This is a genomic window from Flagellimonas hymeniacidonis, assembly GCF_008040165.1.
Classification (GTDB): Bacteria; Bacteroidota; Bacteroidia; order Flavobacteriales; family Flavobacteriaceae; genus Flagellimonas; species Flagellimonas hymeniacidonis.
Genome location: NZ_VRUR01000001.1, coordinates 669,938 through 685,402, shown reverse-complemented (window position 1 = coordinate 685,402; position 15,465 = coordinate 669,938). Strand labels below are relative to the sequence as shown.

The window sequence follows — 15,465 nt, the reverse complement described above, 5'->3', positions numbered from 1 at the left end:
TTAGAGGTGTTTTTGAGGGCTTTTTGGAAGCTTGAATTTTCTACAAAAAGCATTAAATACAGATTTCTTATCGAAATTTAAGTTACCGCCTACGACTTGTCAGAAGCATAAAAGAGTTGGAGAGTGTCGAAGGAAACGCACATATTTTTTTTGCTGATTTCCCTCTTTTTACCGCCTGGTTTCATTAATTGATCATGGTATTATTCATGAATAAATTCTAAAGTATCGGCTTCTATAAGATCTTTATGTGAGATGAAAAAGCTGTTGTGCTTTTTCCCATCGATTGAGATTCTTGAAAGTTTCTCATTCTTTTTGAGAGCTTTAGAGGTAATGGTCACCTTATCTTTTGGATAATAAGAAGTATCCAGATGGATGGTGATTTTATCAAATTTTGGAGCGGTGAGTGCATATATTGGATTAGAGGGGCTCACGGGATAGATGCCCATCATTGAAAACACGGCCCAAGCGCTCATAGTGCCGGTATCATCATTTCCAGGAAGACCATCAGGGGTATTTTTAAAATATTGTTTCAATAATTCTGAAACCTTTTGTTGGGTACGCCATTCTTGCCCTTTTACATAATTGAATAAATATGGATAGGCAATATCTGGTTCGTTGGCCATATCAAACTGATTCTTGTCAAATACATCTTGTAACCGATTCGTGAAAGATTTTGCACCTCCCATTAGTTTCATCAAACCTTTGATATCATGGGGAACCATAAAGGTATATTGCCATGCGTTTCCTTCAATAAAGCCTAAATTCTTTTCAAAATTGGCGCCACTTTCAGGATTATAAGGTGTTAACCAACTGCCGTCATGGTTTTTTGGTCTAAGTAAATTGAACTCTTTGTCAAACAATTTTCTATAGGATAATGACCGTTTTGTAAAACGCTTGTGGTCTTCTTTTTTGCCCAATTCTTTTGCCAGCTGGGCAATGGCAAAGTCGGTAATGTTGTATTCTTGAGTAGTGGAAACAGAACCACTGTTGGTTGTTTTTGTGGTTAAATATCCCTTTTCAATGTAATCCTGTATTCCTGGCCTAAGAGGATTTGCTTCCAATTGGTCAGCGCTTTTAAGCATGGCCTCATATGCTTTTTCAACATTAAAATCCCGAATTCCACGCTGATAGGTATCGGAGATAATAATTCCGGCTGGATCACCGACCATGGTAGTGGTTTCTGTAGCATTTAGTTCCCATTTGGGCAACCAACCAGATTCATCATAAATCTGTAGCATGCTTTTGACCATGTTTGATTGTTGTTTGGGATATACCAAACTCATTAATTGGTGCAAATTTCTATAGGTATCCCAAAGCGAAAAAACAGTATAGCGTGTACCTTCTGTTTTTAAAGTTTTGCGGGTTCTCATTTTTGGATATTCTCCATTGATGTCATTTAGTGTGTTGGGGTGAATCAAAGTATGATATAGGGCGGTATAAAAAATGGTTTTTTCTGTATCGGAACCACCTTCAACTTCTATTCTGGATAGGTATTGGTCCCATTCACTTTTTGTGGCTGCCAAGACTTGGTCAAATGATTTTTCAGCAGTTTCTTTTTCCAAATTCTCTCGAGCATTTTCAATACTGACATAAGAAATGCCCACTTTCATCTCAACCTGGGTAGGCGTAGCAAAATTATATCTCATATAAGCACCAATACTATCACCAACAACCTCTTTGGTGTACTCCTTCATAAATCGGGTTTTTCCATTGTAACCCATCCACTGGGCTTCAGTTCCTTGATAATGAGCAGGTTTTTTCCAAACCCCAAATGTTGAGGCTGGTTTGGAGAACCTAGCTACAAAATAAACGGGATAAGCTTCTTCTGGTTTGTAATAGCAGAAAGACCCCACACTGCGGATACCTTCAATTTCAGTTGGAGAAACTACTTTTACCTGGGCTCCTTGTTCGTTGGTAAGACCTAGACCTAAGTTTAGCAAGATATTTGCTGTACCCTCAGGGAATGAATATTTACTTATCCCCGTTCTAGTGCTTGCCGTTGCTTCTACTTTGATGTTGTATTTGTCCAAGGTGTTGGTGTAATACCCTACTTTGGAGACTTCATTGGAATAGGAGGTGCCGTATTTTAAGTGATCTGTTTCAATTTCTCCTGTGGTTGGCATGGCAAGAATAACTCCTAATTCTGGACAGCCCACTCCACTCAGATTTACATGACTAAATCCGGTTAAAAATTTGTTTTCCTTGATATAAGGAGTAGACAACCATCTGCTGTCTTTTTCTAATGGAAGGTTTTGTGGCCCGGCAACATTAAAAGGGGATACATTTGCCATTCCTCTAACAGCAATAGGCCCAGGATTTGTGGTTCCAAAATTAGAAGTTCCAATAAATGGGTTTACGTATTCAACAGGAGTTTTTTGTCCAAAACAGGTTGAATAAAAAAACAACAATGTGATGCCGATAAATATTTTTTTCATCACTTTATAGAATTGGATAGGGAGTAAGGGGCAGCTTCCTTAGAGACACCCCAATTTTTGTTTGGTTCAGACCCCATTCCAAAAATAAGTTCTCCACCGTTCTGAATGGTTTCTGTGGAAAGCCAAGTATTATATAATGCTTTTCCATTTAGGCTGGCATCTTGGACGAATGGGTTTTCTTTTCCATTTTGATTTGCAGAAATGCGAAAGGTGTTTCCATTTTGAAGATGCAATTTAGCTTCATCAAAAAGCGGGCTTCCAATTACATATTGGTTTGTGGCTGGGGCAACAGGATAAAAACCCAGAGCGCTGAACACATACCAAGCGGATGTTTGTCCGTTATCCTCATCACCACAATAGCCATCTGGGGCAGGGGTATAGAGTTTGGTCAATACTTCGCGTACTTTGCTCTGGGTTTTCCAAGATTGCTTGGCATAATTATACAGATAGATCATGTGTTGGATAGGCTGGTTGCCGTGGGCGTAGTTCCCCATATTCATAATCTGCATTTCTCGTATTTCGTGAATGGTAAATCCATAATAAGAATCATCATATTCTGGAGGCATATTAAAAACACTATCCAACATACCTACAAATTCGGTCTCGCCCCCCATAAGATCTATTAGGCCTTGCACGTCATGAAAAACACTCCAAGTGTAATGCAAACTGTTTCCTTCTGTAAAAGCATCCCCCCATTTTAATGGATTAAAAGGAGTTTGAAAAGATCCGTCTTTGTTCTTCCCTCGCATTAGTTTGGAATCGGAATCAAACAACTTCTTATAATTCAAAGATTTTTTGTAGTAGGTATTAGCTAATACATCTTTGCCCAAAGACTTAGCCATTTGAGCAATGGTAAAATCTGCATAAGCATATTCCAAAGTTCTTGCTGCATTTTCATTGATGCCAACATCATAGGGAACATAACCCAATTCATTATAATAATCCACTCCGGCTCTCCCAACACTATTTACAGGCCTTCCTTCGGATGTAGTTGCATTTTTAATTACGGCCTCTAAAAGCAAATCTTTATCAAAACCGGTAACCCCTGTCAAATGCGCATCAGCAATAATTGGGGCCGAATTGGAGCCAATCATACAGTCTCTGTGTCCAGGACTGGCCCATTCAGGAAGCCATCCAGATTCTTTGTAGGTGTTGGCCAATCCTTCCATAATGTTGCTGTTCAATTCTGGATACATCATGTTAAAAAATGGAAACACTGCGCGGAAGGTATCCCAAAAACCATTGTCAGTAAACATATAACCGGGCAATACCTGACCGTTGTAAGGACTATAATGCACCACTTGCTCATTGGCATCAAACTCGTAAAACTTTCTTGGGAACAACAACACACGATACAAGCAGGAGTAAAAAGTGCGCAGGTGATCTATATTTTTGGTGCTTACTTCTATTCTTCCCAATTCTTTTTCCCAAGCTTGGGTTGCTTCATTTCTGGTTTCTTTGAAGCTATTATTTCCAATTTCTCTATCCAAGTTCAATTGTGCTTGTTCCGGACTTATAAAGGACGAGGCCACCTTTACGTGTACTGCTTCACCTCTTTTTGTTTTGAAACCTATGATGGCCCCAACATGGTCGCCTTTGTTTTCGGTTATATTCTCTTCTAATTTCCAATCATCACCCCAAGTGTTGGTGAGTTCAAAATCTTTATCAAATTCCGCTACAAAATAATTATGGAAATTTTCTGGAACGCCACCGCTATTGTTTCTGCAATACCCAATAATTTTTCGTTGCTCTGGTAAAATTTTTACCATGGAACCTTTAAAAAAAGCATCCAGCATGATATAGGCCGTATCTGTTTCTGGAAAAGTAAATCTAAAATGTGCGGCACGTTCTGTAGGTGCCACTTCGGCTACTACATCATAATCTGCTAAGTAAACACTGTAATAATCTGGTTTTACAGTTTCGGCCTTATGCGAAAAATGCGAAGCTCGTTCGTCTTCTTTATATTTCAAATCTCCGGTAACGGCCATTAAAGAAAATGCTGCATAATCATTGATCCAGGGACTGGGTTGATGCGTTTGTTTGATGCCCCGAATTGTTTTCTCGTCATATTTATAGGTCCATCCATCTCCCATTTTTGAAGTCATGGGAGTCCAAAAATTCATTCCCCAAGGTGTTGCAATAGCTGGATAGGTATTTCCATTGGACAGGCTGAAATCTGAATCAGTACCCATTAAAGGATTCACATATTGCAAGTATTCTTTTTTATCTTCAGATTGATTTTGAGCGGACTCTTTATTTGCGTCCTGTCCGCAAGAGCTTACAACTAAAGCTATAGTAAAAATGAAAATTATTTTCTTGGATAGGTGAACTTTTCTCAATCTCATATTAGTTGTATATTTTGTTGACTTCAGGAGTTTTTAGTTGATTTTTATCGGCCAATTCAGAATCATTAGTCATGGTAAATACCAATGAACCTCCATTCATAATCTCTTTGTGGGTGATATAACTTCTATTTAATGTTTCGCCATTTAGCGCCACACTTTGCACAAACTGATTTTCTTCTAAACCATCAGCGCTAACTGTAAAGGTTTTGCCATTCGCCACTTCCACGATTGCTTCTTCAAACATGGGGGCTCCTAAATCATATACACCTTGTGAAGGATTTACAGGATAGAATCCCAACGAACTAAGAATATACCAAGATGACATTTGTCCACAGTCTTCATTACCGCAATGCCCATTAGGTTCATTTTTGTATTGATTTTCTAAAATCTCCCGAACCAATTTTTGCGCTTTGGAAGGTTGGTTTAAATAATTGTATAAGTAAGCAACATGATGACTGGGTTCATTACCGTGTGCATATTGACCAATCATTCCTGTGCTAAATACAGGCAATTTGTCCTCTGGACTTGGTGCATAACTGAACATGGAATCCAGTTTCTGTTCAAAACGTTCTTCTCCACCTGTTTTTTCAATAAGTCCTGCAATGTCTTGTGGAACGTACCAATAGTAATGCCATGCATTGCTTTCACAGAAATAGGGAGAGTATTCTTTAGGTACGAAAGGTTCTATAAATTCTCCATGGATATCTTTGGGTTGCAACCATGACCTTTTGGAATTATACAGGTTTTTCCAATTTTCTGAACGCTTTAAAAAGTATTCATAGTCTTCTTGTTTGCCCAAGTCTTTTGCAAACATTGCAATACACCAATCATCATAAGCATATTCCATGGTTTTGGAAACGGACCAATTTTCATGGTGCTCGTCAACAGGAATAAAACCTCTTTCCTTGTACACATCAATCTGACGTTCATTTACCATGGCACTTTCTTTGCAAGCCTTATAGGCCAGGTCAACATCAAACTGAAATCCTTTAAAATAGGCATCCACAATCACTGGTACTGCATGGTACCCAATCATCATGTTGGTTTCGCTTCCTTGCATGGACCAAACCGGAAGAATATCGGTTTCCTTGTAATGTGCCAACAAGGACTTAATCATATCGGGCACTTTATCAGGTTGAATTATGGTATACAATGGATGCGCCGCTCTAAAAGTGTCCCAAAGGGAAAAGGTATCGTAGCGGTTGTAATTTTCTGCTTTGGAGATGGAATCCCCGCCCTGTCTTTGTTTTCCGTGAACATCATTTGCCGCTTTGTACTCCCCATTGCTATCGCTATAGAGTGTTGGAGCCAACATGGATTGGTATAGCATGGTGTAGAAGATGGACTTTTGATTCGCATCTTTTGACACAATTTGTATTTTTTGAAGTTCTTCCTCCCAAGTTTGTTTTGCAGCTTCTTTTAAGGTATCAAAGCTTTTGGTTGCTTCTGATAGAATAGCTTTACCAGCTGCTTCTGAACTCACTGATGACAATCCAGTCTTTACCACAATTTGTTCTCCTTCATTTGTACTGTAATTCAATATGATTTTTGAATTGATTCCACCAAAAGGAGGTTCGTCTGGTTTTTTATCATCAAGAATTTGATAGGATTGAAAGGGTTTTGAAAAATGCATTTCAAAAAACAACCGTTGGTTTCTAGCCCAACCCGTAGACATTCTATGCCCTTGTAAAGTGGAATCATTGACAACTTTGATGAAGGTATCTGTGGGCTTGTCCCAATTGATGGCATATCCTAGATCTACATGAATTTGGCTATTTTCATCCTTTGGAAATGTATATCTATGTACACCAACTCTACTTGTGGCTGTCATTTCCGCTTTAATGCCATAATCCAATAAATCTACCCAATAGTATCCTGGGGAAGCCCCTTCTTTATCGTGGCTAAAACTAGAGTGAGGCTTGTAGTTGTTCGCTTTTATTTTTTTTGAAGACCTTCCGTTTGTGGGCATCACTAAAATATCATACAAATCTCCTGCGCCTGTCCCAGTTAGATGTGTGTGGGAAAAACCAGAAATGATGGAATCTTGATAATAATATCCAGCTATTCTATCCCAACCAGGAATGCCAATATCTGGGCTTAATTGCACCATCCCAAATGGTGTAGTAGCTCCAGGATATGTGTTTCCCGGTCCGTCCGTGCCTATAAAAGGGTTTACGTAAGCTGTTAGCTCTTCATTAACAGCTTGTTTCTTTGGTTGTGGGGAACAACTTATTGCTAAAACTAAAAGTGTTATATGAATACAACCCAACCTCATTGATAATCAATTTTTATTACTCGCTATATGCTTCGAACTTTCCGTCTTTGGATATGTGCAATATGTTTTTACTGAATGGACTTTTTGCCCAAATGGAGAAGCCATTGGTGTACTTTTCAAGTATAGGTTTAATGGTATGTCCAAATAGTTTTTTAGAGGCTTTAAAAGTTTCTACATTTCTTGTTTTCCAGTGAGTGGCTTTGTTTTCTTCATTAATCAGGCCTCTGTAAATTTCATAGAGATACCATTTGATGTAATCATCTTTTGGAATCTCAAAATCAACGATGGTACTTCCAACTTCAGCACTGGAAAAAAAGACATATCCCCATCTTTCAGGTTCATGCATATTGATTACTTGCTGAGGTGACCATACCCAATTGTTTTCATGTAGAAATTCTCCTGTTTTTTCATCTCTTTTTCTAGAATACTTCCCATTGATTACATCAAAATCCCAATTCACCCTTGAAAAACCTACCCTCCAAAATTTGTTTTGAGGCACATTGTTTTGATAATACCCGGTGCGTAAATCCCTAAAGGGAATAGCTATTTCTATTGACCATCCTTGATCGGTATCTGAAGGATCATTTAGAGTGCCTTGTACTGACACGGCAGATTGGAGCCCTAACGCTTCCCATCCGTTTATGGTTTCGTTGCCTGCACGATACGGAGCAGTCAAATATTGGTCCCAAACAGTATTTAAAACGTTCCACTCCAACTCATAATACCCGTGCACATCTCCCTCAGGATCAAGAAAAATTTCAAAATCGTTGTTATGGAAGATTACAGCATCGTGTTCGGTAATATCCCCCCACACATGTGGTTCATCCAATTGTGCAAAGAAGTAAACATTGTTTTCATCCCAGAGCATTTTCATTCTGGTGTCATACGTTGGCTTTTTCTCGCCCTCTATGTCTATGAATAGACTGGACCATGGGGCTTTTTTCCAGGATGCTTCCTCCGCTTTTCCATCGATTGTTATGGTATCAATTGTATGATAAGCCACATAGCTTTTTGGCTTTTCTTGCGCAGATAGGAGAATGCATCCTATATAAAGGAAGAAAAGAATGAGGCTTACTAGTTTTTTGTGTTTTCCAATATCCTGTTTCATTTTATAAACTGTTATCCTTAGTGAATTTCACAATTTCGGATAGATGACCAAAGGCCAAAGCTGTTACGGTATCGGCGGCACCATAGTAAATGGCTACTTTGTCTTCCTCTATTGAATGTAATGTTGCGCAGGGGAAGATTACATTAGGTACATCTCCCATACATTCATATGTGGTTTGGGGTGATAGCAAATAAGGTTGGGTTCTATATTTAACCAGATCTGGATTGTTTTTATCCAGGATAGCAGAACCCATGGAGTATCTAAATCCATTACAAGTATTAATTACACCATGATAGATCATGAGCCATCCTTCATCTACCAAAATGGGAACAGAACCGGCACCAATCTTTGCGCACTGCCATGCACTGTCTTCAAAGGGTGAAGCCTTCATTACGCATCTATGTTCTCCCCAATACTTCATATCTGGGCTATAGCTTAAGTAGATATCACCAAAAGGGGTGTGTCCATTATCGCTCGGTCTACTCAACATGGCATATTTTCCATCAATTTTTTCTGGAAAGAGTACACCATTCCTATTAAAGGGTAAGAATGCATTTTCACATTGAAAGAACTCTTTGAAATCGAAAGTGTAGCCAATGCCTATAGTTGGGCCATGATATCCGTTGCACCATGTAATCCAATAGCGGTCTTCTATAAATGTAACACGAGGGTCATATTTATAATCTGATTCAATCATTTCTGTATTACCGGCACCAAATACTATCGGTTCATGGTTAATGTCCCAATGAAGTCCATCTTTGCTAAAACCAGCAAAAATGTTCATCTGTACAGCTTTGTTGTCGCACCTAAAAACACCAGCAAAACCCTCTTCAAAAGGGACCACAGCACTATTAAAAATACTATTGGAAGACGGAATGGCATCCCTTTTTATTATAGGATTTTTGCTATATCTCCAAACAACATCGGTGCTATTTGCTGGTCTTTCTTGCCAAGGTATTGTATTCACTTTTTCTAAGATTTGATTGGTCATGATTTATTCAACACATATTTATACCTCAATTTGGAATTTTCTGAACCTTATCTAACCAAGTGTATTTTAAAATTAAAGAAGTTATTAAAAATACGACAAGAGCCGTAATGGCTTTTGGATTATCTCTAATGATAAAATAAATAGGTAACAGAATCATACTGGATTGCCAGACTATTCCAATTGCGCAGTTCATCATGTCTGCCCAAAAATCGTTATTCTTTTCAAATGTGGAATCTTCACTTTTTAGTTGTGCAACAATGGGTTTCCACCATCCCCATGGTTTTACTTGTCGGTAGAAAGACTTCAGCACTGCCACTTCTGTTGGTTTGGTAAGGTAAGTTCCTAAGAATGAACCCAGCAAAGAAACTCCAAAAATCAATGGAAATAAATATATGGCATGGATGTGGGATAGGTCATAAAAGAAGGAATCTTCTATAAAATTGGCTTTGTTCTGATCCAATATAAACTGCAAGCTTGCAATGATTAGACCGGCGACCATACCCCAAAAATATCCCCAACCATTAAAGCGCCACCAGATCCATTTTAAAAAATTGGCTGCAACATAACCCCCATAGAGAGCGCTGCTAATCCAAAGCGTGAGGGAGTTTATGGAGTCCGCAAAGAATCCCATACAAACACCCAAGCCAACAACAAAAAATGAAGCAATATGACTTGCCTTTATATAATGTTTATTAGTGGCTTCGGGTTTAAAATATTTTTTATAAATGTCATTGACAATATAGGCTGGACTGGAGTTTACAAATGCAGAAAAGGTGGACATGAAAGCAGCAAGCAAGCCAGCGAGGAGCAATCCTTTTATCCCAACTGGGATATGATGATTAATTACCTTGGGTAAGATAATTTCCAAATCATTGCCAACTAATTCTGGATTGGAGCTCATTTCAGGAGCGAAAACGACTAAAGCGATGACAACAATTCCTGTGACCAATAAATATCTGGGAATGTATAATACCAAGTTAGTGAAGCCACTCATGTAGGCAGCTTCCTTGACTGTTCTTGTGGATAAAATCCGCTGAAAATCATAACTGGGTACGGGTCCAGCGATACTAGCAAAAAAGCCTTTAAATAGTGACATTCCAATGAAGGCTCCGAACATTTTATAGCCTTCGGTGTCAATTAAATCATTGAATGCTTGGAATTTGGTGCTCCAATGAGTGCCTAATTCGGCACCAAAGAAAATACTTCGCCATTCCTCTGAGATGATAGTATTTATTTCGATATCACTAATTGCAAAAAAAGCATAGCCAGCAACAAGAATGCCTGCAATCACCATAATGACATATTGCAACACTTCCGTGGCCACTACAGAAAACATACCTCCTTTAATGGTATAAATCGTGGTAAGAAAAATGATAATTAAGGCATAGGATTGCTCAGATGATAAAAGAAGCACCTCTCCAATTTGAAGGGGGATGTCCCAAGGTAAAATGATTGTTAAAAACTTACCAGTACCTTCAAAAAAGTAGGCTATAAAGCCTACTGCAGATATTATGGCAAATAAGGCAACAATACTATGGGATGCCCTGCCTGCTTTACCATCACCAAAACGTGTTAGAATCCATTCGGACCCAGTCATAATATTGGATCGTCGTATCCATATGGCCAAGAACATCATTAAAAAAACTTGATTCCATACAGGCCATAACCACATGAACATAAAACTCTTGGCCCCATATAAAAATAATATGCCTACCATCCATGCCGTTCCAGAAACATCGAACATGCCAGAGCCATTACTAAGCCCTAAATAGTACCACTTAATATTGTTTCCACCTAGAAAGTATGATTCTAGGCCGTTAGAAGCTTTTTTGGAAACCCAAATACCAATAATGAGGGTTAACAATACATAGACTACTATGATTGAAATGTCTATTACATCCATATAATTGTACTGGTCTTTTTTATATCCCCCAATTTTTGTTGGGATCAGGACCCATTTTAAATTCCAACGTACCACCAGCCATTAGCTCTTGGTGGGTGATGTAAGTACGTTGCAACGACTTTCCATTTAATTTTACTGATTGAATGTATCTGTTGATTGATGAGGTACTTTCTGCTGAGATGACAAATTTCTTTGTGCCCGATATAGCGATGGTGGCCTTCTCAAAAACCGGGCTTCCAAGCTCGTATTGTCCTGAGGCCGGATTCATAGGATAGAGTCCTAATGAACTAAACACATACCATGCGGACATCTGGCCACAGTCTTCATTACCACTTAAGCCTTCAGGTTTGGTGCTGTATTGTGTATCCATAATCTCCCTAACCCAATACTGTGTTTTCCAAGGAGCATCTGCCTTGTTGAACATATAAGCTATGTGGTGACTGGGCTCATTACCATGAGCATATTGCCCTATTAAACCGGAAATATCGGCTGAAACGTTTTCTCCAGAAATCTCTGAAGTCTCTGTAAATAGCTGTTCCAACTTTTCAACAAAAGGTTTGTTTCCACCATGTAGATTTATAAAATCAGGAATGGCATGCAGCACAAACCAACTATGTTGCCATGCATTACCTTCTGTGTAATCTGTATGTTCACGGTGACTTGAAAATTTTGGATCAAAAGGTTCGTTCCAACTTTTTCCATCTGCTGATTTCCCTCTCATAAAACCCGTTTCGGCATCAAAAAGGTGTTTATAGGCATTGGAGCGATTGCTGAAATAACGGTACTCTTCTTCTTTACCTAAGTCTTTTGCCATCTGCGCCACGCACCAATCATTATAGGCAAATTCTAAACTTATGGTTACGGATTCATCCAATGAAGTATATGGGATATAGCCATATTCTTTATAAGGTTTTAGCCCTCGAATATCTCCCATCATGGTATTGGTGACTGCTTCAAAGGCTTTTTCAATATTGTACCCGCGAATTCCTTTTAGATATGCCTCGGCTATTACTGAGACACCGTGGTTGCCGGTCATAGTGTTGGTTTCATTGCCATAAAGTGTCCAGACCGGTAACCTTCCCTGTTCATCATAATAAGCTAACATAGATTGAACAATATCGTTGACCCGTTCTGGTTGAAGAATATTCAATAGTGGATTTTCAGCTCGGAACGTGTCCCACAAAGAGAGCGTAGAGTAGGCGTTCCAATCTTTGGTTTTGACAATACTGTCATTTTGCAACCTAAATTCCCCATTGGTATCACTAAAAAGCACTGGCGCAATCTGTGTATGATATAATGCAGTATAAAAAATGGTCTTAAGCGAATCTTGTGGGGTATCTATTACTATCTTGGAGAGCAGAGACTCCCATTTTTCACTAGTTTGTGTCTTAGCCTCCTCAAAAGAGCTGGTAGATCCATGTTTGCCAAGATTTTCCTTTGCATTAGCTATACTCACTGAAGAAACCGCAATTTTCAACTCCGTAGTATTACTGGAACTTTCATCAAAAAAGAACTGTCCTCCCGTTTTAATGCCTTTAATATGTTCAGCTTCTGCCGTTGGATTTCCGTCGGCAACGTAGATGGCATTTAGAATTGGAGTTGATGATTCAATCGCAAAGAATAGCTTTTGATTTTTTGCCCAACCAGTACTATGTCGGTATCCCGTGAGTAGATTTTTGTCTTCTAAGGTGAGGCTACTTTCCGCAGGAGTGTCCCAATTTACAGCATATCCCAAATCGATTATGAAAGATCTGGTATCCTTGTCTTCGTATGTGTATCGATGGAAAGCCACATATTCATTTGCAGTTAATTCAACTTTTATATTATTGTTGTCCAAAACCACTTTATAATAGCCTGGATGGGCAATCTCACTGGAATGTGAAAAACCTGAGGTATATGGTAAACTGTCTCTTTGCTTGCCAAATTGAGACACATCCATTTGTTTGGTAGAGGGCATTAAAAGCAAATCTGCCAAGTCCCCGATACCCGTGCCACTCAAGTGCAATTGTCCAAAACCGGAAATAATGGAATCAGTAATATGATAACCAGAGCACCAATCCCATCCTGTTGTTCCATTGTCTGGCCCAGGCTGAACCATGCCAAAAGGAGCGGTAGGGCCAGGGTATGTGTGTCCGTGTCCGCCTGTTCCAATGAAGGGGTCGACGTATTCTATAGGTTTTTTAAAAGGGATATTTTGCTCCTTTTCTTTACAGGAGAAACCCAAAATGAGCGCAACTGAAAATAAGGTAATATAGGTTTTGCGCATCAACAGATTGGATTAATATTGATATTTTTTATACTTTTCGCCAAATTATATTTGATTTTTCTATTGCGATTGAGCAATATTTCAGATGGGTTTTTTGGTTATGGCTGTTTATAAAATTGTTATCCTAAATATTTATAATTTTATGTTGTAGCCGAATAAAATTAGACCAACAACCAACCCCGAAAGCTAAACAGCAGAAAAACCGAACAAACAAAATATCCTTCAATCCATGTACATAAATGATAAATTGGACGAACTTTTAAGCGTAGAATCCCAGCGTCCGTATAGTATCACATATAAACATCATATTATCTTTTGGGCTGTTTATTTTGGGCTTAATACATTGCGCTGGGGAAGTATTCATAATGATTTTATGTTGTCGTTGAAGACCAATTTGATTGGTTTTCCCATCCATATTGCGCTTTCTTACTTTAACATTTACTTTCTTATGCCCAAGTACGTGTACACCAGAAAATATGTAACCTTCGCTTTTTTGATGGTGGTCTGCCTTTTTGTTATGCTGATACTGAAATTTAATCTCACATATTACTTGGTAAGTACTAACGTAATGCCCGAAGGCCCAGAATATACAGATAGCCTTACGCTTAACTATGCCCTTACAACAATGTATGGTGAACTCTATGTTGTGGCTTTTGCTACGGCCATTAAAATCACCGTGGATTGGTTGCGGGAACACAGCAAATTGCATGATTTGGAAAAAAGACAGTTGACAACCGAACTTAAGTTTTTAAGATCCCAGGTGTCACCACATTTTTTCTTTAATACACTAAACAATATTTATTCACTTACCCTTGAAAAATCGGATAAAGCTCCTGAGGTAATTTTAAAACTTTCAGGATTGATGCGGTATTTATTATATGCTACCAAAAAACGTAAACAGGACCTTAAAAGTGAAATAGACTGCATTCAAAACTATATAGATTTAGAGAGAATCCGTTTTAATGACTCCTTGCAGATAGACATTGGAATTTCAGGAGATTTGGAAAATAAGGAAATAGCGCCAATGCTCCTTGTGCCTTTAATTGAAAATTGCTTTAAACACGGCGCAAGTAAAAACATTGGAGATATGAATATTGCAATAGACATCAATGTTGCAGATGATTTTTTGTATTTTAATGTAGCTAATACCATTCCCAAAAATGAAGCCAATAGCAAAGTGGCTACTCGAAGTGGTGGTATTGGGCTCAGTAATGTGAAAAAACGACTTGAATTGGGTTACGATCAAAAGGATTACGATCTTGCCATTTTTGAAAAGGAAAATATGTTTCACGTAGATTTAAAGCTTAAAGTATGATGGACCTAAGAGTGATTATTATTGATGATGAGCCGTTGGCAATTAATGTTCTTAAAAACTATGTGGAGCAGGTGAAGCAATTAGAACTGATCCAAACATTTTCAAATGCTGTGGATGCTACCACTTTTTTGCAAGAAAACGAAGTGGATATTATTTTTTTGGATATCAACATGCCTATTCTTGACGGTTTAGATTTTTTGGAATCATTGCATGTTTCACCAATGATTGTTATTACAACTGCTCATGAGGAATACGCTATAAAAAGCTATGAATTAGAAGCAATAGATTATTTGGTAAAACCTATTCCTTTCCCACGATTTTTAAAAACTATAAACAGGATTACTAGTTTAAAACAAAGCAGTGCTAAGCTTGCTTCTCAACCTTCAAACGAAAAGCCCAGTATCTTTGTTAAGGTGGATAAGAAGAAACTGCAAAAAATTTTCATCGATGAAATTGTAGTGGTGGAAAGCCTTAAGGATTACATCCGTATTAAGACCACATCGGCAAAATACATTATTCATAGAACCTTAGGAAGTTTTACAGACGAGTTGCCGAGCGATAAATTTCTTAGAATCCATAGATCTTATACCATAGCCATAGATAAAATTGAAGCTATTGAGGGCAACAGTGTGGAAGTAGATGGAATTAGATATACCATTGGAAGAAGTTATCTTAATGAGGCCAAAAGCCGTATTTTAAATGATACCATTTCATAAGCCCAATTAGCACATTAATATCAAGATTTATAGAAATCTAAACTAAAAAACCTTACAGCTTCATTGGTCTTTTCTCCGTTGCTATTGGTCGAAATTTTTTAGTGAATTTCA

Annotated in this window: 9 protein-coding genes; 2 read left to right on the top strand and 7 right to left on the bottom strand. The window is 38.3% G+C overall.

Going from position 1 to position 15,465, the window contains the following annotated elements:
• Positions 1-200 precede the first annotated feature (200 nt).
• Genes FVB32_RS02995 through FVB32_RS02965 form a run of 7 tightly spaced genes read right to left on the bottom strand, consistent with a single transcriptional unit; the run spans position 201 to position 13,323 of the window.
• A complete protein-coding gene (locus tag FVB32_RS02995) occupies positions 201-2,435 on the bottom strand; it encodes a GH92 family glycosyl hydrolase (RefSeq protein ID WP_147741098.1) in 2,235 nt (744 codons plus the stop codon).
• Entirely contained in the window at positions 2,435-4,780 is a 2,346-nt protein-coding gene (locus FVB32_RS02990) for a GH92 family glycosyl hydrolase (protein WP_147741097.1), read from the bottom strand. The genes FVB32_RS02995 and FVB32_RS02990 overlap by 1 nt, the downstream gene beginning before the upstream one ends.
• A gap of 1 nt (position 4,781) precedes the next feature.
• The gene (locus tag FVB32_RS02985; protein WP_147741096.1) at positions 4,782-7,055 is read right to left on the bottom strand and encodes a GH92 family glycosyl hydrolase; all 2,274 of its coding nucleotides are present in this window, start codon (positions 7,053-7,055) and stop codon (positions 4,782-4,784) included.
• 16 nt (positions 7,056-7,071) lie between these two features.
• The gene (locus FVB32_RS02980) at positions 7,072-8,163 is read right to left on the bottom strand and encodes a carbohydrate-binding family 9-like protein (RefSeq protein WP_147741095.1); all 1,092 of its coding nucleotides are present in this window, start codon (positions 8,161-8,163) and stop codon (positions 7,072-7,074) included.
• A 1-nt stretch (position 8,164) separates the two neighbouring features.
• Complete coding sequence (locus FVB32_RS02975; protein WP_147741094.1) at positions 8,165-9,154, bottom strand: glycoside hydrolase family 130 protein; 990 nt, start codon at positions 9,152-9,154, stop codon at positions 8,165-8,167.
• Between the two features lie 25 nt (positions 9,155-9,179).
• Positions 9,180-11,057, bottom strand: coding sequence for a sodium:solute symporter family protein (locus FVB32_RS02970; RefSeq protein ID WP_147741093.1), 1,878 nt, complete (start codon positions 11,055-11,057; stop codon positions 9,180-9,182).
• Positions 11,058-11,076: 19 nt separating this feature from the next.
• Entirely contained in the window at positions 11,077-13,323 is a 2,247-nt protein-coding gene (locus tag FVB32_RS02965) for a GH92 family glycosyl hydrolase (protein ID WP_147741092.1), read from the bottom strand.
• A gap of 229 nt (positions 13,324-13,552) precedes the next feature.
• Here FVB32_RS02965 and FVB32_RS02960 point away from each other — a divergent pair, with 229 nt between their 5' ends.
• Both FVB32_RS02960 and FVB32_RS02955 read left to right on the top strand, forming a co-directional pair.
• Entirely contained in the window at positions 13,553-14,638 is a 1,086-nt protein-coding gene (locus tag FVB32_RS02960; RefSeq protein WP_147741091.1) for a sensor histidine kinase, read from the top strand.
• On the top strand, positions 14,638-15,354 hold the full coding sequence (locus FVB32_RS02955) for a LytR/AlgR family response regulator transcription factor (protein ID WP_147743404.1): 717 nt from the start codon (positions 14,638-14,640) through the stop codon (positions 15,352-15,354). The genes FVB32_RS02960 and FVB32_RS02955 overlap by 1 nt, the downstream gene beginning before the upstream one ends.
• Positions 15,355-15,465 lie beyond the last annotated feature (111 nt).

Coding starts and splice junctions, on each gene's coding strand:
- FVB32_RS02970 (WP_147741093.1), bottom strand. CDS start 11,057: ATGGATGTAATAGACATTTCAATCATAGTAGTCTATGTATTGTTAACC.
- FVB32_RS02990 (WP_147741097.1), bottom strand. CDS start 4,780: ATGAGATTGAGAAAAGTTCACCTATCCAAGAAAATAATTTTCATTTTT.
- FVB32_RS02995 (WP_147741098.1), bottom strand. CDS start 2,435: ATGAAAAAAATATTTATCGGCATCACATTGTTGTTTTTTTATTCAACC.
- FVB32_RS02960 (WP_147741091.1), top strand. CDS start 13,553: ATGTACATAAATGATAAATTGGACGAACTTTTAAGCGTAGAATCCCAG.
- FVB32_RS02980 (WP_147741095.1), bottom strand. CDS start 8,163: ATGAAACAGGATATTGGAAAACACAAAAAACTAGTAAGCCTCATTCTT.
- FVB32_RS02955 (WP_147743404.1), top strand. CDS start 14,638: ATGGACCTAAGAGTGATTATTATTGATGATGAGCCGTTGGCAATTAAT.
- FVB32_RS02975 (WP_147741094.1), bottom strand. CDS start 9,154: ATGACCAATCAAATCTTAGAAAAAGTGAATACAATACCTTGGCAAGAA.
- FVB32_RS02985 (WP_147741096.1), bottom strand. CDS start 7,055: ATGAGGTTGGGTTGTATTCATATAACACTTTTAGTTTTAGCAATAAGT.
- FVB32_RS02965 (WP_147741092.1), bottom strand. CDS start 13,323: ATGCGCAAAACCTATATTACCTTATTTTCAGTTGCGCTCATTTTGGGT.